The following is a 21,618-nucleotide window of genomic DNA, read 5'->3' on the forward strand; positions in this document are numbered from 1 at the left end:
GGCTACTGCTCCAGGTGGCCCGTGTCGTTCCAGCGTTCGAGCGCCGGGGCGCCGTACGCCCAGCCGAGGACGGACAGGCTCGTCGGGTCCAGGCGGATGCGGGAGGCGAAGGAGACGTCCTCGCCGAGCCAGCGCGCGCCGATCGACCGCAGGATGTGGCCGTGCGCGAAGACCAGCACGTCACGGTCGGCCGAACGGGCCCACTCCACGACCTCGTCCGCCCGCGCGGAGAGCTGCGCCAGCGTCTCGCCCTCCTCGACGCCGTCGCGCCAGATCAGCCAGCCCGGCCGCCGCGCGTGGATCTGGGCCGGGGTCAGCCCCTCGTACGCCCCGTAGTCCCACTCCATGAGCGCGTCCCACGGCTCGGCCCGGTCGCCGAAGCCCGCGAGCCCGCAGGTCTCGCTCGCGCGGACCAGCGGGCTGGTGCGCACCTCGACGTCGGGCAGGGCCTGCCAGGGGCCGCGGTGCAGGCGCTCGCCGAGCAGCTTGGCGCCGCGCCGGCCCTCGTCGAGCAGCGGTATGTCGGTCCTGCCGGTGTGCCGGCCGAGCAGGGACCACTCGGTCTGGCCGTGCCGGGCGAGCAGGATGCGCGGTGCCATGGGAAGGGCTCTCCTGGGGTTCACGGGTGCGGTGCGTGGTGCCCCTCCATCATCGCCCAGGTGAATGACGGGCAAGCCGGCGGCGAGCCGCGGGCGACCGGCGGGCAACCCCGCGGCGTCGTGGCGCGTCCCCCCTCCGGGGCGATCGACATCATCCGGGGGACCGTGTCATGCGCAAGCCACGCTGGTGGGCCGAACTTCTGCTGCTCGCGGCCGTGTACGCGGCCTACACCGGGGCCCGGCTCCTGGTGCGCGGCGGGGAGGCGACCGCCGTCGAGCACGGCCTCGCGATCCTGCGCCTGGAGGGGAACCTCGGCATCGACGCCGAGCGCCCGCTGAACCGCCTCTTCACGGACGTCGCCGCGTTCGGCGTCCCGGCGGACTTCGCGTACGCCTCGCTCCACTACCTGGTCACCCCGGCGGTCCTCGTCTGGCTCTTCCGGCGGCGGCCCGCCGCCTACCGGTCCGCCCGCACCTGGCTGATGGTCTCCACCCTCCTCGGCCTGGTCGGCTTCACCCTGCTGCCCACCTGCCCGCCCCGGTTGCTCGACCCGGTGCACGGCTTCACCGACACGATGGCCCACTTCGCCTCGTACGGCTGGTGGGGCGGCGAGGCCAGCGCGCCGCGGGGGCTCGGCGGGATGACGAACCAGTACGCGGCGATGCCCAGCCTCCACGTCGGCTGGGCGCTGTGGTGCGGGGTGCTGCTCTGGCGGTACGGGCGGACTCCGCTCCCGCGCGCCCTGGGCGTGGCCTATCCGCTGGTCACCACGTTCGTGGTGATGGGCACCGCCAACCACTACCTGCTCGACGCGGTCGCCGGGGCGGCCGTGATGGGCGCCGGGCTGCTGCTCGCCCCGCACGTGCTGCGGTACGCGGACCGGATCGCCGGACGGGACAGGGTCACCGGACGGGGCGGGATCGCCGGACGGGGTGGGGGAAGCCCGGAACCCGCCCCGGTTGTCAGTGGCGGATGCGAGACTTCCACGGGTGAGCACATCCCTGGGCGGCGGTCTGCCACGACCGCCGCAGACGACACTCCGGCATCTGCTCGCTGAGCTGCGCGGACCGGCCGTCGCCCCGCGTCCCCTGGACGCGCGGGCGCTCGCGGCGCTCGCCGCCAACCCCGGCTGCAAGCGGCGGGCCCTGCTCGACGGCGCCGGGGTCGACAAGGCGGCGCTGGCGTCGAAGCTCGGCTCGCCCGCGCCGTTCGGCCAGTCGCAGTTCGCGATCGTCCGGGGGAACTCCTTCGAGGCCAAGGTCAAGGCGGACGGCGGCCGCGAGCTGGTCCGGCTGCTCGGCGCCCCGGAGCCCGACGCGGTCGCCGTGCCCGACCTGGCGGCCTCGGGACCCGAGGGACGCACGGCCCGCACCGCGCTCGCGCTGCGCGAGGCGACCGCGGCGGGGGCGTGGACGCTCCTCGACCATCCGCTGCTCGCCCTCGACGTGGCGGGCTCGCCCGTCTACCTGGAGCCGGACGCGGTCGTCGTGCACCCCGACGGCCGGTGGACGGTTGTGGAGATCAAGTCCTTCCCGACGGTCGACGGCGCCGCCGACGCCGCGAAGGTGGGGGCGGCGGCCCGCCAGGCGGCCGTCTACGTCCTCGCCCTGGAGCGGGTCGCCGCCAGGACCGAGGGCGCGGAGGTGGCGCACACGGTGCTCCTCGTCTGCCCGAAGGACTTCTCGAACGTGCCGACGGCCACCCCGGTCGACGTCCGCAAACAGCGCTCGGTCACCCGCCGCCAGCTGGCCCGGCTGACCCGCATCGAGGAGATCGCGGACGCCCTGCCGGAGGGCACCAGCTTCGACGTGTCGGAGCGGACCCCGCAGGAGCTTGCCCGGTCCGTGGAGTGCGTGCCCCACGCGTACGCGCCGGAGTGCCTGGCCGCCTGCGAGCTGGCCTTCCACTGCCGGGCGCGGGCCCGCGAGGCGGGCGCCGTCGAGACCCTGGGCCGTTCGGTGCGGGGCGAGCTGGGCGGCCTGACGACGGTCGGCTCGGTCCTGGCCGCGGCGCGCGGCGAGGAGGGCGACCCCGAGGACCCGGCGGTCGCGGCACTGCGGCGGGCGCGCGCCCTGCGGGACGAGGCCCTGACGGAGGCCGCCGGGTCCGCGGGGGTGGCGGCGTGTCACTGATCGCCACCCTGGCCCGGCTGGAGGCCGTCGAGTCGGGCCGCGCGCAGCCGCTGGCCACCGTCCGGCACCGGCACCTGTCGTCCCGGCCGCTCGTCCTCGTCCCGCTGACCACCGCCGGCGAGGCGGGCGCCCCGCTGGGCGCCCTCGTCGGCACCGACCCGGCGGAGCCGCGGCTCCTGGTGGTCGCCCAGCCCCGCGACCGGGACCTGCGGTTCGCGTTCCTCGCCGACCTGGCGGAGGAGGTCCTGCCGTACATCGACGCGTACGCGGACGTCGTCGGGCCGGCCGAGCGCAGCGAGACGGACCCCGAGACCGGCAAGAAGGTGAAGGTCGAGGTCGAGCTGTGCGCGGACGCGCCGCAGCTGATCGTGCCCAGCCGGGCGGGCGTGGAGTACGTACGGCTCCTCGGGCGCTCGATGCGGTTCCGGCGCACGGCCGAGCAGGACCCGGAGACGCCGTTCCCCGCGCCGCCCCGGGTGCCGCTGCTCGGCCGCTGGCTGACGCACTACGGGGAGCGGGCCCGGGTGCCGGGCTCCTCGCTCCTGCTCGCGGCGACCGACCTGCTGAACCGGCACTGGGCGACCGGCCAGTCGTCCCTGGAGGACCAGCACCTGGGCGCCCTGCTCGCCTGGATCGACCCGGCCGACGGCGAGCCGGGCGCCGAGGGGGCGCTCCGGGCCGAGCTGGGCCGGGACGCGCAGGGCCGGCTGCTCTGCCCGCCGGCCGGTCCCGCGACCGACCCGGCGTTCGACAACACGCTCCTGGCGCCCGCGATCGAGCGGTACGACCGGGCCCGGCAGGCGCTCGGCGCGGCCGAGGACGGGGAGGCCGCCGACAGCGGCCTCGCCGAGCTGCACCGGGCCGAGGGGGAGCTGCGGCGTCTGGTCGCCTCCCAGCTGAAGCCGACCTGGGACGCCGTGTGGCGGGCCCTCGGGCTGCTGCGGGCGCTGCCCGAGGGGTCCAGGGTCGCCGACCGCTGGACCCGGGACCGCTGGTCGTTCACCGCCCACCGGGACCGGATCACGGCCGGGGAGCCGCCTCAGCCGCGCCGGGACGACGCCGTGACGGCGGCCGCGAAGCTCGCCGCGCGCGAGCAGGCGCAGGGCCAGCTGGAGGCGCACGAGGCCCTCGACGATCCGCTCGTGCTGGCCGGGCGGCGGCTCGCCGGGGAGGCGTTCGCGGCGGAGGTCGTCGAGGTGACGATGGCGTGGACCGAGTCGAAGCGCCCGGCGCCGCGCCCGCTGCTCACGGTCCGCACCGACGACCGGCCGCACCTGGCCGAGAAGGTGCGGGTGTTCCGCTCGCTCGACGGCAAGCCGCAGGCGGCGGAGTTCGTGCGGTACGAGGACGACGGCGCGCTGGTGCTGCGGCTCCTCGACCGGATGGGCCGGTCGAAGGAGCCGGCCGAGGGCTCGGTGCCGGAGAAGGGCGAGCGGATCTCCTGGACGCTCTTCGAGCACGACCAGCGGGTCGGGCCGAAGCTGCCGGACCCGGAGGAGACGCCCTGGACGCACGGCGGACCGCCGCGCACGGACGCCCCCGAACTGCCCGACGCCGTGACCCCCGAGGACCTGCTGTGACCGAGTTCGATCCTTCCGCCGAGGCGGCGCGGGCCACGGCCGCGATCCTGGCCGACACCCTGCACGGCACCTCCCGCGGCGTGGTCGTCGACTCCCCGCCCGGCGCCGGCAAGTCGACCCTCGTGGTGCGGGCCGCCCTCGAACTGGCCGCTGCCGGGCGGCCGTTGATGGTGGTCGCCCAGACGAACGCGCAGGTCGACGACCTGGTGCTGCGGCTCGCCGAGAAGGAGCCGGACCTGGAGGTGGGCCGGCTGCACTCCAGCGACAGCGACGCCTACGACAAGGCGCTCGACGACCTCGCGCAGGTACGGAAGTCGGCGAAGGCGGGTGATCTGGTGGGGCTTCCCGTGGTCGTCTCGACGGCCGCGAAGTGGGCGCACGTGAAGAACGTCGAGCCGTGGTCGCACGCGATCGTCGACGAGGCGTACCAGATGCGCTCCGACGCGCTGCTCGCCGTGGCCGGGCTCTTCGAGCGGGCCCTGTTCGTGGGCGACCCGGGCCAGCTCGACCCGTTCTCGGTGGTGGGCGCCGAGCAGTGGGCGGGCCTGTCGTACGACCCGTCGGCGAGCGCCGTCTCCACGCTGCTCGCCCACAACCCGGAGCTGCCGCAGCACCGCCTCCCGGTGTCGTGGCGGCTGCCCGCCTCGGCGGCGCCGCTGGTGTCCGACGCCTTCTACCCGTACACCCCGTTCCGCAGCGGTACGGGGCACGGGGACCGGCGGCTGGCGTTCGGGGTGCCGTCGGACGGCTCGGGCCCCGACCGGGTCCTCGACGAGGCCGCCGCCTCCGGCTGGGGCCTGCTCGAACTGCCGGCCCGCCACACGCCGCGCACCGACCCCGAGGCGGTCGGCGCGATCGCCCTGGTCGTGCGGCGCCTCCTCGACCGGGGCGGGGCGGCGGTCTCGGAGCGCTCGGAGCACCCGGTGCCGCTGACCCCCGACCGGATCGCGGTCGGGACCGCCCACCGCGACCAGGCGGCGGCGGTCCGCGCGGCGCTCGCGGACCTCGGCGTCGCGGGCGTGACGGTGGACACCGCGAACCGCCTCCAGGGCCGCGAGTACGACGTGACGGTGGTCCTCCACCCGTTGTCGGGCCGTCCGGACGCGACCGCCTTCCACCTGGAGACGGGCCGCCTCTGCGTGCTCGCCTCCCGCCACCGCCACGCGTGCGTCGTGGTCTGCCGCGCGGGCGTCGCCGAACTCCTCGACGAACACCCCTCGACGGAGCCGGTGCAGCTCGGGGTCACGGTGAAGTTCCCGGACGGCTGGGAGGCCAACCACGCGGTCCTCTCCCACCTGGCGGAACACCGCGTGCGCTGGACGCCCTGAGGCGTCAGCGGCCGGTGGCGGCGGCCAGGGCGAGGAGTTCGTCGACCGACCACTGGTCGTAGACGTGCTCGCCGTACCCGGCGGCGGCGACGCGGCCGTCCGGGGTGAGCAGGAAGTCCGCGGGGAGGCCCAGCCTGCCCGCGGGCTGGGCGGCGGCGGGCAGCCGGCCCCGGCCCGCGTCGAGTTCCCGGGCGCCGCTCGCGACGGACCGGACGATCGCGGGCCAGGCGCGCGGGTCGAGCAGGGCCCTGCGGTGGGCCTCCACGCCGAACTCCGCGTACAGCAGCTTGTCCGGGTCGGCGACGACGGCGAACGGCAGGTCCGCCACGTGCGCGCGGAGTTCCGGCGCGGGTGAGTGGAAGAGGACCACCTCGCGGATCCCGGCCCGTTCGATCTCCTGGTGGCGCCGGACCACCGACCGCAGGTGGAGGTTGCAGACGGGGCAGCCGGCGAAGCGCCGGAACTGCACGTGGGTGAGGCGTTCGGGGTCGGGAACCGTCAGCGGCGTTCCGATCACGGGGTCCAGCCGCCGGGCCGGGACGACGGCCCCGGGTGCGAGACGGGTGCGGGTCAGGGGCGTGCGCATGGGGCGCCTTCCTTCACGGGAGGTGTAGGCGTACGGCGTACTCCCATCAGCGTAGGCGTAAGGCGTACGCTGTCAACCGCCATGCCTCGACCACGCTCCCTCACCCCCGACGCCCTGGCCGCCGCCGCCCTCGCCGTCATCGACCGCGACGGGCTCGCCGCCCTCTCCATGCGCTCGGTCGCCGCGGAACTCGGCATGAGCCCGATGGGGCTCTACCGGTACGTCGCCGACCGCGAGGAGCTGGAGGGACTCGTCGTCGACCGCGTCCTCGCCGCCGTCGACACCACCCCGCCCGCCCCCGGCGCCCCCTGGCGGGAGCGCGTCGAGACGATGGCCGGACGGCTGCGCGACGCCGTCGTCCGGCACCCGGGCGCGATCCCGCTGACCGTCGCCCACCGGCACCGCGCGCCCGCCGGGCTGCGCTGGTCCGAGACGGTGCTCGGCATCCTCACCGAGGCGGGCGTCACGGGCGCCCGGCGGGTCGTGGCCCTGCGCGCGCTCCACGCGTACGTCACCGGGGCGATCCAGCTCGGACACCTCGGGCCGCTCGCCGGGGACGGCACGGCGGCCATCGCGGCCCTGCCCGGGGACCGGTTCCCGCTCCTCGCGGAGACGGCGCGGACCGCCGGCGGGGTCGGCCCCGACGAGGAGTTCCTCGGCGGGCTGCGTCTGCTCCTGCGCGGGCTCGACGACCGACCGTCCACCCCTGGCCAGGGCACCCCCTTGCGGGGCGCGGGACAATGAGAAGCGGCCCGGGTGTCCGGGCCGCCCGTGTGCCGCGGGCACGTGCGCGAAGAGGAGACGAGCGATGGCGGAACCCGCGGAGCGGAGCGGACAGCGGCGGCTCAGGCCGGCCCAGCTGATCTTCGAGCCTGCCGAGGCGACCGCCGACCCGGAGCACTTCTTCGACCTGGAGTCGATGGAGGACCCGCGCGAGCTGCTCGCCCGCGCGACGGAACTGACGCACGCCTTCCGGGCCGCGACGGACCGGGCGGTGGAGTTCCAGGCGATCGCGGCGGCCCGGCTCGCCGACCCGCGGCGGTTCGACCGGCTGACGGCGGCGGACGTCGCCGAGCGGGCCGACTGGACCGAGGACTACGCGCACAAGATGATCGAGTTCGGCCGCGACCTGATCCGTACGAGCGGCCGCCACGCCGAGGAGTAGCCCCCGGAAGCGGGGCGGGGAGCGGCCTCGGGAGTAGTCCGCCGGACGCCACCCCTGGCATATGCGGTGCGCACGATACTGCGCCCGCACCCCTCCTGTCCGGGATTCCGGGAACTCTCGGAAACCGGTCCGTCACCGCCGGTACACCTGGACGCATGACGACGACGACCTGGCTCCGCGACCAGACCGCCCACGACGTCTTCCGCTTCCTCGCCGAGGGCGGTGACGAACGGCACCAGACCGCACGGGTGACCTCCGACGGCGCCGCCTGGCTGGCCTCCGCCGCCGGGGGCGGCGCGGCGCTCGCCCGCTGGGAGGCCAGGCCCGCCGCGCCGGCGGCCCTGCCCTGCGGGACGCTCTTCGACGTCGTCAACGTGGACCCGGTCTTCGGGCGCCGGATGCTGGACCGGCTGTGGGAGGAGGGCCCGGGCTCCGGCCCCGTGGCCGTGCACCGGGGCCGGATGATGCTGTTCGCCGCCCCGGGTACCGCCCAGCGGCTGCCCGCGCTGCTCGACTGGGAGGAGTGGAGCGAGGCCGTGCCGCGCCCGCTCTGTCACGGCGTCGGGGACGCCGTGACCGTACCGCCGCTGCTGCCCTCCGGGGCGTCGGGTCCGCGCTGGCTGGTCGCCCCCGACACGCGGAGCCCCTGGCTTCCGGGACCCGAGGTGATGCTCTGGGCCTGCGTCCGGGCCGCCCGGGCGGTTTCGGCGGCCGACGTGCGGGTATCGATTTTTGCTCCCGCCGATTCGGATGCTAATGTCTACGACGTCAGCAGGCGCCGCTAGCTCAGTTGGTTAGAGCAGCTGACTCTTAATCAGCGGGTCCGGGGTTCGAGTCCCTGGCGGCGCACAGACGGAAGAAGCCCTTCGCGGAAGCGGGGGGCTTCTTCGTGTTCCCGGCACCGCTCCCGCCGCGGCGCTCAGTCGCCCGGGGGCGGGGGCGTGACCTTCACCGTCCACACGCCGGTCCCCGTGCGCTCCACGACCTCCACCCGCACGCCGGTGCCGGGCACGGTCAGCGTCTCGCCCTCCTCCAGGGGCGCGTCGGCGAGCGGAGGGTAGACCGAGCGCTCCCAGCAGGCCTCCGTCTCGGGGTGGGCGTCGACCACCTCCACCGGGCCGTCGCCGGACGCCGCCCCGCCCCGTACGTGGTAGACGAGGACCCCCTCGGTGCAGGTGTCGGCGTCGTTGCCGGTCGCGGCGCGCGCCTCGATCGCGAGGACGCTGTCCCGGCCCGTACGGACCACGGCGAGGCGGGTGCCGGGCGTCGACCCGGCGGCGGCCGCGGCGGCGACGGGCTCCAGGCTCAGGACCTCGGGCGCTGCGCCCTGGACGCAGGCCACCTGGCCGCGGGCGAGCCAGCCGAGCTTCCACTTGTGCCAGGCGAAGAGGTCCGGGGCGAGGCCGAACTGGCTGCCCATGACGTCCCAGTCCCCCACGTGCGTGTCCCAGTCGCCCTTGCCGTCCACCGGGCGGCGGTAGAGGTCGGGCAGGTCGAAGACGTGGCCGGTCTCGTGGGCGAGGACGTTCCGGTCGGGCGGGTGCCGCTCGAAGACGGTGACGACCCGCTTGATCCGGGCGCCGTCGACCTCCAGCGGCCGCTCCAGGTTGACGACCTTCGTCGCGTCCGAGTCCACGCCGGGCGCGTCGGGGTCGGCGACCAGATAGACGATGTCGTACCGGGAGAAGTCCACGCCGTCGTCGGCGGCGGCGATCGCGTCCCGCAGATAGGCGGCGCGCTGCCCCGGGTCCCAGTCACGCCGTATGTCGTACGCGGTCGACGGGCGCGGCATCGGCGTCCACGCGGCCCGGGGGTGCGGGCGGAGCGTGAAGCGCCCGTACGAGGCGCGGTCGAAGAACTCGCTGGTGGCCGGGAAGTGGTCGGCGGCCAGCTCGGCCGGGGTGGTGAGCGGGGTCGCGTCCGGGAACGACAGGAAGACCATGATCGCGTCGAGCGAGCGGGTCGGCCGGGGGTAGGAGCTGTTCCAGGTGTCGAGTCCCAGCGAGTGGTGGGCGGCCGTACGCGGCAGGGCGCAGGGTCCGGCCGTCGGCGCGCCGACGGCGGGGCCCGCGACGAGCCCGGTCGCGGCGAGCGCGGCGAGGGCGGTGAAGGCCGCCGCACCGGCACGCAGACGCGGGCGCTCCACTCCCCCGGGTGGCTGCTGACCCCTCACGTGGACCTCCGGTTCGCGAATGCGGGACACCCCACCCACCTTGTGATGATTCGCCGGGTTTCGCATATTTCCGCTGCCCCGGTCGGGTGAGGGCGTGGCGCTGGGTCGACGCGACACGAGCGGGCATCAGCTCACGGAAAGTCACATTCGGTCAGGGGGCGTCGACCCCCGTCAGACCCGCGCAGAAACGATCGGGCGGGAGCGGGCGGTGGGGAGCCTCACAGTCCCGCACGCCCCCGGCGGCGGCTCCGGAGCTGGAACGGCCCCCCGGCCTGGCTCTATGATCGGCTCACTTTCCTTGGCCGACCATCCCGACCACATGTGAACGGCCCGACTGCACTACGGGAGCGAGCGGTGAGCGGAACCCCCGAAGGACCGGTGCACCCAGAGCCGCCGGGCACGACCCCCGCCGAACGGGCGCTCACGGAGCGTCACGCGGACCCCGGAGCTTCCGCCGGAGCCGGAGCCGGACGCCTCGCCGGACCACACCCCGGAGCTTCCACCGGAGCCGACGCCCGCCGGGAGGCCGAACTCCGCGACCACCGGGCCGCGTTCATGGCCGCCCGCCTCGCGATGGCCCTCGTCGACGAGGACGGCGTCGTCGTCGACGCCAACGACTCCTTCGGCTCCCTCCTGGGGGCCGAGGCCGCCTCGTTCCGCGAGCAGGCCGCCGCCGACCTCGTCGACCTCGCCGCCGACGGCCGCACCTGGCACGCGTACCACGAGGTGCTGCGCGGCCACCGCTCCCGCTTCCGCTGCACCCGCCGGCTCAAGCACCCCGACGGCCGCTCCCTGTGGGCCGAGGTCACCGTCGCGCCCATGCCGGAGAGCCGGCGCGTCCTCCTCTCGGTCGCGGACATCAGCGACCGCCGCGAGCTCCAGGCCCGCCTGCGCCACCTGCAGATGCACGACCCGGTGACCCGGCTGCCCAACCGCGCCCTGTTCTTCGAGCGCCTCTCCGCCGCCCTGGACTCCGCGGTCCAGGACGCCGCCGCCCTGGCGGAGGAGCGGCGCGGCGGCGGCCCCGCCTCCCGGGACGGCGGTCCCCGCGACGGCGCCGGACGGGAGCACGCCGCCCCCCACCCGTACCGGTCGCACCAGTCGTACGGGTATGGCAGAACAGGGCGGATCGGCATCTGCTACCTCGACCTCGACGGGTTCAAGGCCGTCAACGACACGCTCGGCCACCGCGTCGGCGACCGGCTGCTCGCCGCCGTCGCCGCCCGGCTCACGGAGTGCGCGGACAGCGACGGCTACACCCGCAGCGGCGGGCACCTCGTGGCGCGGCTCGGCGGCGACGAGTTCGCCATCCTGGTCGAGGACTCCACCGGTACGGAACAACTGGCCGACCTGGCGCGCTCGGTGCTCGACGCACTCCAGCGGCCCTTCGACCTGGCCGGGCAGCGGCTCTCGGTCTCGGCCTCGATCGGGGTCGTCGAGCGCGGGGCGACCGGGACGACGGCGACCGGCCTCATGCAGGCCGCCGACACCACGCTGTACTGGGCGAAGGCCGACGGCAAGGCCCGCTGGACGCTCTTCGACCCGGAGCGCAACGCGCACCGCATGACCCGGCAGGCGCTCTCCTCCACGCTGCGGCCGGCGCTGGAGCGCGGGGAGTTCGCCCTGGAGTACCAGCCGCTGGTCGATCTGGCGGACGGGGCCGTGCGCGGGGTGGAGGCGCTGGTGCGCTGGAACCACCCGCAGTTCGGCACGCTGGCGCCGAATCGGTTCGTCGGGATCGCCGAGGAGGACGGCACCATCGTCGAGCTGGGGCGGTGGGTGCTGCGGACCGCGTGCCGGCAGGCCCGGCAGTGGCAGAAGGACCATCCGCGCGAGCGCCCGCTCTTCGTGAGCGTCAACGTGGCGGTCCGCCAGGTGTGGGACTCCGACCTGGTCGCGGACGTGGCCGGGATCCTCTCCGAGACGGGTCTCGCGCCGCACCTCCTCCAGCTGGAGCTGACCGAGTCGGCAGTGATGGGCTCGGCGGGCCGCCCGCTCCAGGCGCTCCAGGCCCTCAGCGACATGGGCGTGCGGATCGCGATCGACGACTTCGGCACGGGCTACTCGAACCTCGCCTATCTGAGCCGGCTGCCGGTCTCGGTCCTGAAGCTGGACGGTTCCTTCGTCCGCGGCTTCCAGGACGAGGAGCACGCCAACCCGGCGGACGAGCTGATCGTGGAGGCGCTGGTCCAGCTCGCGCACCGGCTGGGGCTCACGGTCACCGCCGAGTGCGTGGAGACCTCGGGCCAGGCGAGCCGGCTGCGGCGGATCGGCTGCGACACGGGGCAGGGCTGGCTGTACTCGCGGGCCGTCGCCCCGGACCGCATCGCCGCGCTGATCGGCACCGAGCCGCTGCGGGTCTGAGCCGGGGCGGTGCGAGCGTACCCGGGGACGTACGCCCGGGCATGGAACTGCCCCCGGCCGGAGGGACATTCCGGGCGGGGGCAGCGCTCATGAGGGGGTCGTGCGGATCAGGGCCTCGGCGTCAGCAGGCGCCCTGGTCCTTCCAGACGCCCCACTCGCCGGTGGTGCCGGGCTCCTCGTTCTGCGTCCACCACTGGGCCTTCCAGGTGCGGCCCTTGTGCGAGACAAGGCTGCCGCCGGTGTAGACGGTGCCGGCCACGTACGCCGGGGCGGTGCAGCCCGTGGTGGGCGGCGTCGTCGGGGGCGTGGTCGGGGGAGTCGTCGGCGGGGTGGTGGGCGGAGTGGTCGGAGGCGTGGTCGGCGGGGTGGTGGGAGTGCCGAGCGCGGTGTTGATCTGCTTCAGCAGGGTGGCGTTCTCGTCCAGGCCGAGGAGCGAGTACATCATCGCGCCGGCCAGGCCGCGCTGCTTGCCGTAGTCCACCCGCGCCTGGATGGAGCGCTGGTTGAGGCCGGTGAAGAACTCGCCGTCCTTGTAGAAGTACGAGGACTTCGACTGGTCGTCCCAGAAGGTGGTCGCCGCGTTGTCGACGATGCCGCCCAGCTCCTTGTAGTGGGCGATGCCGGCCTGCTGGCTGAGCGGACGGGCGCCGGAGCCGCCGGTCGCGGTCTGGGCGAGGCCGTTGGTGGTGCCGGCGGGGACGCCCTTCCAGCCGCGGTAGTAGAACTCGTAGCCGAGGGTCAGCTTGCCCGCCGGGAAGCCGCCCGCGATGCCGTACGCCGGGTTGCCGTCGATCCAGGAGTCGATGGCCGCGTCGATCGAGTACTTCTCGGTGCCCGGCGCGATGACGTCGGTCGGGTCGTTCGGGGAGGGGTACAGCGGGGACTGGTGGTACGTCGGCCCGTCGCCGTCCCAGGCGCCGTGCATGTCGTACGTCATGATGTTCGCGTAGTCGAGGTACGCGCCGATCTTGTCCGTCTCGATGTACTTGATCTTGTCCTGGCCGGCCGGAAGGGCCGCGGTCAGCAGGTACTTCTTGCCGCCGTTGGCGGCGCCGTACGCGTCGAGCTGCTTGCGGAACTCGGCGAGCAGGAGGGTGAAGTTCTGCTTGTCCTCGGGGCCGTAGTGGTTGCCGAGGTGGCCGCCGGAGGAGCCGGGGTACTCCCAGTCGATGTCGATGCCGTCGAAGATGCCGGCCGCCGTGCCGGGGCCGCCGAAGCCGCCCTCGACGGGCAGGTTGCCCTTCAGGTACTGGTCGATGCAGGAGGAGACGAGCTTCTTGCGGCTCGCGTCCGTCTTCGCCGCGTCGTGGAAGTACTTGGAGTAGGTCCAGCCGCCGAGCGAGATGTTGATCTTCAGGTGGGGGTACTTCGCCTTCAGCTCCTTGAACTGGTTGAAGACGCCCACGATCGGCTGGTCCCACTTGTCGGCGACGCCGTCGACGGAGTCGGCCGCGGAGAAGGACTTCTGGTAGTCGGCGTACGAGTCGCCCGCGCCGTCACCCGCGTTGGGGTTGTTGTCGTCGCCCGCGGCCTTGTTGGCCATGAAACAGGTGAGGTTGGTGGGGTGGATGTTGCCGAACGAGTAGTTGATGACGTCCAGCTGGCTCGCGATGCCCCGGGTGTCGAGGTGCTTGGGGTAGAACGCGTTGCCGTACACGCTCCACTGGTCGTAGTACGCGATGCGCACGTTGCCCGCAGCGGCGGTGGTCGTCGAGTCGGCAGCCTGGGCGGATCCGAGACCGGCGGTCGCGGCGAGCGCGCCGGCGGCGAGGGCCGAGCTGAGCAGCGCGGCGAGCAGGGGCTTACGGGGGTGCACGTGCGGCCTCCGATGGGGGGGTACTGGGATGTGCCGTACAGGAGTTGGAGAAGTGATAACCGGCGCACGAACAGCGCGTCAATGGTCTGAACCAGATTGAGGACTAGACCAATTCGCGGAAGAAAGCCCTTGTCAGAGGCGCGCAGCACAAAGCGGAACCGCCCGCCACCATCGGTGACGAGCGGTTTAAGGTTCGCTTAGGGTGCGGCTGCGGTTCGTTCGAGGATGAACCAACCGCCCACGAATCCGCGGTTCCACGGTCGCGGCCGCGCCTCCTCGGGCTCCCGCGGGCGTGCGGGGTGTCCGTGTTCTGCGGGTCCCGCGCGTGCTGCGGTGCTGCTGCGGTCCTACGCGGGGAGGTCCGGCAGGTCGTAGGCGTCGGCGATCAGTTCGTAGCTCCGCAGCCGGGCGTCCCCGCCGTGCGCGTTCGCCGTGATCATCAGCTCGTCGGCCCCGGTCCGCTTCCGCAGGTCGTCCAGGCCGGTCCGGACCTCGTCCGGCGTGCCGTGGACGACGTTGGCGAGCCAGCCGTCCACGAACTCCCGCTCGGCCTGGCTGAATCCGTACGCCTCCGCCTCCTCCGGCGTCGGGATGAGCCCGGGCCGGCCGGTGCGCAGCCGCAGCATCGACAGCGCACCGGTGAGGACCTGCCGGTACGCCTCCTTCGGGTCGTCCGCGGCGAGCGCGGCCACGCCGATCAGCGCGTACGGCTCGTCGAGGACGGCGGAGGGCCGGAAGGAGTCGCGGTAGAGGTCGAGCGCCGGGATCGTGTTCCTGGCCGAGAAGTGGTGGGCGAAGGCGAAGGGCAGCCCGAGCAGTCCGGCGAGCCGCGCGCTGAAACCGGAGGAGCCGAGCAGCCAGATCGGCGGACGGCCCTTCGGCCCCTGCACCGGGCCGGGGACGGCGTGGATCCGGGCGTACGGATGGCCGTCGGGGAAGTCGTCGTCGAGGAACCGGGTCAGCTCGGAGAGCTGCTCGGGGAAGTCGTCGGCGCCCTCGTTCAGGGAGTCGGAGCGGCGCAGCGCGGCGGCCGTGGCCCCGTCGGTGCCGGGGGCGCGCCCGAGGCCGAGGTCGATCCGGCCGGGCGCGAGGGCCTCCAGGGTGCCGAACTGCTCGGCGACGACGAGGGGCGCGTGGTTGGGCAGCATGACGCCGCCGGAGCCGAGCCGGATGCGGCGGGTGTGGGCGGCGAGGTGGGCGAGGATCACCGCGGGGGAGCTGGAGGCGACGCCGGGCATGGAGTGGTGTTCGGCCACCCAGTGCCGGTGGAAGCCGCGCCGCTCGGCGAGCCGGCTGAGCGCGACGCTCGTGGCGAGCGCCTGGGACGCGGTGCGCCCGCTGCCGACGGTCACCAGGTCGAGTACGGACAGGGGCACGGGGGCGGTCCCCCGCGCCTCGCCCCGGACGCTGTCGCGGGGGGCCTCGCCCCGGACGCTCTCGTCCGGGACGACCTCGCCCCGGACGGCCTCGCTCGGGACGCTGTCCCCTCGCACGCTGTCGCTCACCGTCTGGACCCTCCTCGGCACCTGTGGGAATACATCCGGAACACAACAGGAGGGTGACTCCGTTTGTTCCCGGGACGTCGCCGAGGCCCCCGGAGGCCGGGTTCTCCGAAAAAAATCCCGCGCCCTCCACGGGTCGGCCACAGGTGCTCCGGCCCGTCGCTCACCCCGCTGACCTGAGCCTCTACGGAGCACGCGTGACAGGGGCATATGCCAAGGGGGCGCGGCCCAGCGTACGGCCCGGATCCGGCGCATCATTCTCGCCAACAGCCGCCCCGCAAACGGCCCTTGGCGGCTATCGTGGTACGGAAGCTTGCGGTCACAACCTGGTAGGGGGAAACCGTGGCGCTGAAGCCCGAGCCCACCGCACCGTTCCACTCGGTGCAATACGCCCTGCGCGTCCTCGAGACGGTCTCGCGGCACGGTGGCGGGGTGACGGACGTCCAGATCGCGCGTGAGACCGGACTGCCCGTCGCCCACCTGTCGTCGCTGCTGCTCATGCTCCGCCGCGAGGGGTACGTCGAGCAGGTCGCCGACGGCGCCTATGTGATCGGGGACTCCCTCGTCCTCCTCGGTTCCGGCCTGACCCGCCGCGAAGCCCTGGAGGCCAAGCTCCAGGAGACCCTGACCGAACTCCGCGACTCCGTGGGAGCCGCCGTCTACATCAGCCGGTACATCGACGGCGAGGTGAAGATCACCCAGTTCGCCGACGGCCCGCGCACGCCCAAGGTCAACGAATGGGTGGACTTCCGCTCGGCCGCGCACGCGAGCGCCGTCGGCAAGTGCCTGCTCACCCAGCTCGACCAGAACGGCCGCCGCGACCACCTCGCCCGGCACAAGATCGCCCGGCTGACCTCCCGGACGATCACCAACGAGAAGATCCTCTTCTCCAAGCTCGACAGCCAGCCGGCGACCGTCCCCGTCCTGGACCTCCAGGAGTACGCGGTCGGCACGGTCTGCGCCGCCGTCCCGCTGACGGCGGGCTCGGCGGTGGGCTGTCTGGCCCTGTCCCTGCCGATCGAGCACGCCCACCGGCTGCGCGCGGCGGCCGACACGCTGAACCGCAGGGCGGCTCCGGTGGTGCTGTCGCTGGCGATCTGAGCCGTACCGGAGCGGAGGGGAGCCGCACCGGAAACCCGGTCCCGGCGGGGTGGTCACGAGCACCTCGCGGGACCGGGTAGTATTTTCTCTGTCAGCAGGCGCCGCTAGCTCAGTTGGTTAGAGCAGCTGACTCTTAATCAGCGGGTCCGGGGTTCGAGTCCCTGGCGGCGCACAGACAGAGGGAGCCCCTCGCGGAAGCGAGGGGCTCCCTTGTTTCGTCTCCCCTCGCCTTCGCCCCCCTGCCCTCCCGCGCCTCAGGCCCGGAGGTAGGTGAGGACGGCGAGGACCCGGCGGTGGGTGTCCTCGGCCGGCGGCAGGCGCAGCTTGGCCAGGATGTTGCCGATGTGCTTGCCGACCGCCGCCTCCGTCACGACCAGACGGCGGGCGATCTCCGCGTTCGAGTGCCCCTCCGCGACCAGGGCCAGCACCTCCCGCTCGCGCGGGGTCAGCGCCTCCAGCGGGTCGCGGTGGCGCCGCAGCAGCTGGCGTACGACCTCGGGGTCGACGACCGTGCCCCCGCGGGCGACCCGGGCCAGGGCCTCGACGAACTCCTCGACCTGGCCGACCCGGTCCTTCAGGAGGTAGCCGACGCCCGTGCCGTCGCCCGCGTCGAGCAGGTCGGCGGCGTAGCTGCGCTGCACGTACTGGCTGAGGACCAGGACCGGCAGGCGCGGGCGCTCGGCGCGCAGGGCGACGGCGGCGCGCAGCCCCTCGTCCTGGAAGCCGGGCGGCATCCGGACGTCGGTGACCACGATGTCCGGGTCGTGGGCGGCGACGGCCTCCCGGAGGGCGTCGGCGTCCCCCACCGCGGCCACCACCTCGTGGCCGAAACGCGCCAGGAGTCCGATCAGGCCTTCCCTGAGGAGGACGCTGTCCTCGGCGAGGACGACACGGAGAGAGCGCTGCACGGGATCTCCACTCGGAGGACGGTCGGCCCGCCCGGCGGGCTGATGATCTTCAGTGTGCCATCGAGGACGGCGAGCCGGTCGGCGAGTCCGGTGAGACCCGAGCCCCGCGCGGGATCGGCGCCGCCCCGGCCGTCGTCCGTGACCTCGATGCGGAGCACCCCGTCCGTGAGGCGGGCGGTGATCCGGGCCCGGGAGGCGCCGCTGTGGCGGGCGACGTTGGCGAGCGCCTCGCAGCCGGCGAAGTACCCGGCGCTCTCGACGGCGTCCGGCAGCCGGGGCAGGTCGACGTCCGTGTCGACGGGCACGGCCGAGCGGTCGGCGGCGTCCGCGAGGGCCGCGCCGAGCCCGTAGTCGGCGAGGACCTGCGGCCGGATGCCGTGGATCAGCTCCCGCAGCTCGGTCAGGACCCGACCGGCCTCGGCGTGGGCCTTCGCCAGCTGCTCGGCGAGCGGGCCGCCGGGCGGGGCGTCGAGCCTGGCGAGACCCAGGGTCATCGTGAGCGCGACGAGCCGCTGCTGCGCCCCGTCGTGCAGGTCGCGCTCGATGCGGCGGCGCTCGGCCTCGAAGGCGTCGACGAGACGCGCCCGGGAGGCGATGACCTCGCCGATGCCGTCCTCCTCCGCCTCGCGCGGGGTGAGGAGGGCGCGGGCGAGGGCGGCGCGGGACCCGGCGACGGCGCCCAGCGGATAGGCGAGGACGACGAGGAGCAGTGCGCCGAGGAGGGCGGCGGCGAGGGCCTCGGGGTACGAGGTGACCAGATAGGCCTTGACGACCTTGGCCTCCCGGCCGTCGGCCGCCAGCTGGAGCGGGGCGCTCAGCAGGGCCGCGGGCAGTCCGACGCCGACGGCGAGCGCGAGGGCGTCGAGCGGCCACAGGACGGTGGCGAAGAGGAGCGCGTACGCCAGCTCCCGCCAGGTCGCCTGCTCCCCCGCGCGCAGCCGAAGCCAGGCGGCGAGGCCGGGCGCGCCGGGGACGCGGTGCGGGTCGTGGGCCGGGCCCCGGTCGACGAGCCGGAGGCGGCGGCGTTCGGCGCCGCCGAGGGCGACCCCGGCGAGGAGGAGCAGCGGAAGCCCGACGAGGACCAGCGAGAACGCGGCGAGCACCACGAGCACCGCGCAGGCGGTGGCTCCGGCGACGGCCCCGCTCGCCAGGTACCCGGCGGCGCGCCAGGGCCAGGAGCCGCGGGGGTAGCGGGACCGGGCGAGTGCCTGCCAGAGGTTTCGGGCGTCCATGGCCCCCACGCTAGGCGGCGGCGGGGGCCGGGACCATGGGCCTGGGGGGCGTACCGGAGGTGGTGCCCGCCCTACCGGGCGGGGCGGGTGCCCCACCGGGTGGTCGCGGCCACGGCGGCCCCCCGCGAGGGGCCGCCGTGGCCCTGCCCTCATGGGGCGGACGGCGGCTGGTGCTCCGTCAGAACTGGACGTCCGAGCAGGCGTAGAAGGCGTTCGCGGTGTCCGCGATCGTCCACACCGCCAGGATGAGGTGCCGGCCCGTCTTGCCCGCCGGGATCGTCCCGGAGTGCGAGAGGGTCGACGGCGGCTGCTGGCTGTTGTAGGGGACGGTCAGGAACGGCTGGGGGTCGAGCGCGGCCCGGGTGAGCTTCTGGCTCGGGTCCCAGCCGTTCCTGGTGATGTAGTACCGGAAGTCGGTGGTGCGGTGGCGGGCGGTGAACTGCCAGCGGAAGCTGTAGCTCTGCCCCGCCGTGAGTCTGGTCGCCGGCCAGGTGCCGCCCCGGGGGTCGTCGAGCTGGGCGAACTGCGAGAGCCCGCCCGAACAGATCCGGCCGTCGGCGGGGCCGGCGGACGGGAAGCCCTTCGGCCCCTCGACCGACTGCGGCTCCCACTGGATGGAGCCGCAGTTGGTCACGGTGCCGTTGGCGCAGAGCTTCTGGCGGCTGATCGGCGCGTCGGTGTAGCCGTGGCTTCCGGCGCTGCCGGTGGCGAGGAGGGTGGCACCGGCGACGCCGAGCGCCACCAGTCCCGCTCCGACTGACTTTTTGCGCATGCTGACGCTCCTGGAGAACGTGGGGGAGTTCCGTGGGGCCGTGCGCGCGCGTACGGATGTCACTGCTTTGGTCTGGACCAAGTAACAAGGTATGGACGGAAGTTCGCGCTGTCCATCCCCGTCACACGGCCGTCACGCACCTTCCGCCGGAGCCGTGCGGCCCGTGTAGAACGCCACCGTCAGGTCCTTCACCAGCGCCTTGCGCTCGTAGTCGTCCAGCTCCACCAGACCACGACTGGTCAGCCGGTGGACCACGTCGTCCACCGCGTCCACCACCGACGTCAGCACGCTGTCCCGGTGCTTGGCGTCGATCGCCGCGATCCGGCGCCGCTGCATCGCGGCCGCCACCGCAGGGGCGTACTCGATGCGGGTCGGCTGCGCCGAGAACACGTCCACACCGACCGGGGCGCACTCCGCCGACAGCATCCGGGTGAGCGCCTCCCCCACCGCCTCCGCGTCCCGGAGCGTCGGCGCGTCCTCGTGGAACGCGTCCGCCGGGAGCTGCGACAGCACCCGGGCCATCGCCGCCTCCACCTGCTCCCGCAGGTAGTCCTCGTGACCGTCCACCCCGAGCGCCGCCCGGACGGTGTCCCGCACCCGCCACACCACCAGGACCACGACGTCGAGCGCGGTGCCCTTCGCGTCGACGGCGGGCAGCGGCTCGCTGCGCCAGTGCCGCAGCCGTACGTCGACCCTGCGGCGCAGCAGCAGCGGGCTGATCCAGACGAGACCGGTGCGGCGGACCGTGCCCCGGTAGTCGCCGAACAGCGTCAGGACCCAGGCGTAGCCGACCCGGCCGCGGCCGAGGCCGCCGAGCGCGAAGAGGGTGGCGACCACGCCGAGCGCGAGCAGCGCCCACTGGCCGAGGTGGATGCCGTGGTACGGGCGGACCGGCAGCCGCAGCATCCGCGCGAGCTCGGCGGGCACGGCCCCCGCCCACCACACGACCGCCGCCGATCCGGCGACGGCCAGCGCGCCCCCCACGACGCCGACCCAGCCGGGCAGCGCCCGTCCCGGCCGCTCCACGAGATCCGGGTCGGCGGTCGGCGCCGGCCGCGAGACGGCGGCGGCGTGCCGGGCGGTCTTCCTGCCCTGTGCCTGGACGGCCCCGGGGGACGGGATCACGGTCCTGCGCGGCTTCGCGCCGGGCGCGTCCATGGCGACGGTGTCGGGGCCGCCGTCGTCGGCGTCGCCCTTGGGCGCGGTGTGCGGCTCGTCGCGGAACAGCAGGTGGACGGGGATGGAGCCGGTGGTCTCGGTGCCGATCACGTTCTTGCGCCGTACGACGCGGACGACGCCGGCGACGGGTTCGGCGAGGGCGCCGATGCGTGCCGTCGTGATCACCCGGAAGTCGGGCTTCTCCCCGAACGCCACCCGGAACCCCCCTCCCGCGGCACCCCCGGCCGTCGCGGGCCGTACGGTGCCGGGGGCGTCCGGCGCGGAGGCGGGCGAGAGGGTTGGTGCCGCCGAGGCCGAGGCCCCCGCCGCGTGGGGCGCGGCCGCCCCGTTGACCGGCGCCGCGTTGGCCGTACCGGCGAGCGGGGCCGAAGCCGCACCGGCGAGCGGGGTCACCGAACCTCCCGCGACGCGGGGTGCGGCCGCCCCGGCGCCTCCGGACGGGTCCGTCACAGGCGAGGCCACGGCCTCGCGGCCGACCGGCCGTACGGTGTCGGACGCGGCGGCGGGGGCCGCCGGGGTCGCCGGGGCCTGGGAAGCGGCAGCGCCGGAGCCGGGCGACGCCCCGGCCGCCCCGGCCGACGGCACCGCCCGCCCCGACGCGGGCGAGCCCTCGGTGGCGCGGGACGCGGCCGCACCGGCGAGCGGCGGCACCGCACCTCCCGCGACGCGGGGCGCGGCCGCCCCGGCGACCGGCGCAGCCCCGAGCCCGGCCGCCCCGGCGCCTCCGGACGGGTCCGTGACGGTCGAGGCCACGGCCTCGCGGCCGACCGCCCGTACGGTGTCGGCCGGGGTGGCCCGGGGAGCCGACGCGGCAGCGGTGTGCCCCGCCGGCGAGGGCGAGCCGCCCGGCCCGGCAGCCGCCGCGCGCTCCCCGCCGACAGGGCGCACGGTGCCGGACGGGCCCGCGACCGATGAGGCCGCACCGCCGACGGGCCGTGCCGTGCCCGGGGCCGCAGGCGGGGCACCGCCCGTGGCCGGGGACTCGGCCGCGCCCGACGCGGAGGGAACCCCCGGCGCCGAGGACGCGCCGCCCTCGGCGCCGGGCGCCGCGTCCTCGCGGGCGACCGGCCGTCCCGTGCCCGGAGCCGCGGCCGTACCCGAGACCGCCCCACCCGCCGCCCGGCTCCGCCGCCTCACCGGCTCCATCGGCACCTGGTTCCGCCCCTCCCGCACCCGTCAC

18 protein-coding genes, 2 tRNA genes and 1 pseudogene are annotated in these 21,618 nt (G+C 74.8%); 12 read left to right on the forward strand and 9 right to left on the reverse strand.

Features of this window, described 5'->3' with window-relative positions:
• Window positions 1–2: 2 nt before the first annotated feature.
• On the reverse strand, window positions 3–599 hold the full coding sequence (locus ACWDVG_RS17455; protein WP_451700087.1) for a histidine phosphatase family protein: 597 nt from the start codon (window positions 597–599) through the stop codon (window positions 3–5).
• Window positions 600–769: 170 nt separating this feature from the next.
• Here ACWDVG_RS17455 and ACWDVG_RS17460 point away from each other — a divergent pair, with 170 nt between their 5' ends.
• The 4 genes from ACWDVG_RS17460 to ACWDVG_RS17475 are packed head-to-tail and all read left to right on the forward strand — an operon-like array spanning window position 770 to window position 5,640.
• Window positions 770–1,657, forward strand: a complete 888-nt coding sequence (locus tag ACWDVG_RS17460; RefSeq protein WP_451700088.1) for a phosphatase PAP2 family protein — start codon at window positions 770–772, stop codon at window positions 1,655–1,657.
• A complete protein-coding gene (locus ACWDVG_RS17465; protein ID WP_451700089.1) occupies window positions 1,590–2,732 on the forward strand; it encodes a hypothetical protein in 1,143 nt (380 codons plus the stop codon). Before ACWDVG_RS17460 ends, ACWDVG_RS17465 begins: the two co-directional genes overlap by 68 nt.
• Window positions 2,723–4,312: a hypothetical protein gene (locus ACWDVG_RS17470; RefSeq protein WP_451700090.1), complete on the forward strand. Its 1,590-nt coding sequence runs from the start codon at window positions 2,723–2,725 to the stop codon at window positions 4,310–4,312. Before ACWDVG_RS17465 ends, ACWDVG_RS17470 begins: the two co-directional genes overlap by 10 nt.
• Window positions 4,309–5,640, forward strand: coding sequence for an AAA domain-containing protein (locus tag ACWDVG_RS17475; protein WP_451700091.1), 1,332 nt, complete (start codon window positions 4,309–4,311; stop codon window positions 5,638–5,640). Before ACWDVG_RS17470 ends, ACWDVG_RS17475 begins: the two co-directional genes overlap by 4 nt.
• A 4-nt stretch (window positions 5,641–5,644) precedes the next feature.
• Here ACWDVG_RS17475 and ACWDVG_RS17480 read toward each other — a convergent pair whose 3' ends face one another.
• Window positions 5,645–6,226 carry a peroxiredoxin-like family protein gene (locus ACWDVG_RS17480; RefSeq protein ID WP_451700092.1) on the reverse strand — a complete coding sequence of 194 codons (582 nt, stop codon included), beginning with the start codon at window positions 6,224–6,226 and terminating at the stop codon, window positions 5,645–5,647.
• Window positions 6,227–6,307: 81 nt separating this feature from the next.
• Here ACWDVG_RS17480 and ACWDVG_RS17485 point away from each other — a divergent pair, with 81 nt between their 5' ends.
• The 4 genes from ACWDVG_RS17485 to ACWDVG_RS17500 all read left to right on the forward strand — a co-directional run bounded on the left by ACWDVG_RS17485 (window position 6,308) and on the right by ACWDVG_RS17500 (window position 8,240).
• The gene (locus tag ACWDVG_RS17485; protein WP_451700093.1) at window positions 6,308–6,970 is read left to right on the forward strand and encodes a TetR/AcrR family transcriptional regulator C-terminal domain-containing protein; all 663 of its coding nucleotides are present in this window, start codon (window positions 6,308–6,310) and stop codon (window positions 6,968–6,970) included.
• A gap of 64 nt (window positions 6,971–7,034) precedes the next feature.
• Entirely contained in the window at window positions 7,035–7,391 is a 357-nt protein-coding gene (locus ACWDVG_RS17490) for a hypothetical protein (protein WP_451700095.1), read from the forward strand.
• Between the two features lie 155 nt (window positions 7,392–7,546).
• The gene (locus tag ACWDVG_RS17495; protein WP_451700097.1) at window positions 7,547–8,176 is read left to right on the forward strand and encodes a hypothetical protein; all 630 of its coding nucleotides are present in this window, start codon (window positions 7,547–7,549) and stop codon (window positions 8,174–8,176) included.
• Window positions 8,167–8,240 (forward strand) — tRNA-Lys (locus ACWDVG_RS17500). Before ACWDVG_RS17495 ends, ACWDVG_RS17500 begins: the two co-directional genes overlap by 10 nt.
• Window positions 8,241–8,310: 70 nt before the next feature.
• Here ACWDVG_RS17500 and ACWDVG_RS17505 read toward each other — a convergent pair.
• A complete protein-coding gene (locus ACWDVG_RS17505; RefSeq protein WP_451700109.1) occupies window positions 8,311–9,564 on the reverse strand; it encodes a M6 family metalloprotease domain-containing protein in 1,254 nt (417 codons plus the stop codon).
• A 354-nt stretch (window positions 9,565–9,918) separates the two neighbouring features.
• Here ACWDVG_RS17505 and ACWDVG_RS17510 point away from each other — a divergent pair, with 354 nt between their 5' ends.
• Window positions 9,919–11,928, forward strand: coding sequence for a putative bifunctional diguanylate cyclase/phosphodiesterase (locus ACWDVG_RS17510; protein WP_451700098.1), 2,010 nt, complete (start codon window positions 9,919–9,921; stop codon window positions 11,926–11,928).
• 121 nt (window positions 11,929–12,049) lie between these two features.
• On the opposite strand, the gene ACWDVG_RS17515 is transcribed toward ACWDVG_RS17510, so the two are convergent.
• Together ACWDVG_RS17515 and ACWDVG_RS17520 are read right to left on the reverse strand one after the other, a co-directional pair.
• The gene (locus tag ACWDVG_RS17515; protein ID WP_451700099.1) at window positions 12,050–13,744 is read right to left on the reverse strand and encodes a glycosyl hydrolase family 18 protein; all 1,695 of its coding nucleotides are present in this window, start codon (window positions 13,742–13,744) and stop codon (window positions 12,050–12,052) included.
• Between the two features lie 347 nt (window positions 13,745–14,091).
• On the reverse strand, window positions 14,092–15,120 hold the full coding sequence (locus ACWDVG_RS17520) for an LLM class flavin-dependent oxidoreductase (RefSeq protein ID WP_451700110.1): 1,029 nt from the start codon (window positions 15,118–15,120) through the stop codon (window positions 14,092–14,094).
• A gap of 468 nt (window positions 15,121–15,588) precedes the next feature.
• Between ACWDVG_RS17520 and ACWDVG_RS17525 the strand changes: the two genes are divergently transcribed.
• Both ACWDVG_RS17525 and ACWDVG_RS17530 read left to right on the forward strand, forming a co-directional pair.
• Complete coding sequence (locus ACWDVG_RS17525; RefSeq protein WP_451700100.1) at window positions 15,589–16,347, forward strand: IclR family transcriptional regulator; 759 nt, start codon at window positions 15,589–15,591, stop codon at window positions 16,345–16,347.
• Between the two features lie 98 nt (window positions 16,348–16,445).
• Window positions 16,446–16,519, forward strand: a tRNA-Lys gene (locus ACWDVG_RS17530).
• Window positions 16,520–16,601: 82 nt separating this feature from the next.
• Here the strand turns inward: ACWDVG_RS17530 and ACWDVG_RS17535 are convergent.
• From ACWDVG_RS17535 to ACWDVG_RS17550, 4 genes are all read right to left on the reverse strand, one after another.
• The gene (locus ACWDVG_RS17535; RefSeq protein WP_451700102.1) at window positions 16,602–17,255 is read right to left on the reverse strand and encodes a response regulator; all 654 of its coding nucleotides are present in this window, start codon (window positions 17,253–17,255) and stop codon (window positions 16,602–16,604) included.
• The gene (locus ACWDVG_RS17540) at window positions 17,195–18,487 is read right to left on the reverse strand and encodes a sensor histidine kinase (RefSeq protein WP_451700103.1); all 1,293 of its coding nucleotides are present in this window, start codon (window positions 18,485–18,487) and stop codon (window positions 17,195–17,197) included. Before ACWDVG_RS17540 ends, ACWDVG_RS17535 begins: the two co-directional genes overlap by 61 nt.
• A 178-nt stretch (window positions 18,488–18,665) precedes the next feature.
• Window positions 18,666–19,259 (reverse strand): lytic polysaccharide monooxygenase auxiliary activity family 9 protein, encoded by a 594-nt coding sequence (locus ACWDVG_RS17545; RefSeq protein WP_451700104.1) that lies wholly within the window; start codon window positions 19,257–19,259, stop codon window positions 18,666–18,668.
• Window positions 19,260–19,391: 132 nt separating this feature from the next.
• Window positions 19,392–21,326, reverse strand: coding sequence for an SPFH domain-containing protein (locus ACWDVG_RS17550; RefSeq protein ID WP_451700105.1), 1,935 nt, complete (start codon window positions 21,324–21,326; stop codon window positions 19,392–19,394).
• Between the two features lie 82 nt (window positions 21,327–21,408).
• Between ACWDVG_RS17550 and ACWDVG_RS17555 the strand changes: the two are divergent.
• Window positions 21,409–21,618, forward strand: a pseudogene (locus ACWDVG_RS17555) (hypothetical protein); the annotation flags it as partial.

The sequence above is a fragment of the Streptomyces sp. NPDC003327 genome (assembly GCF_053589515.1).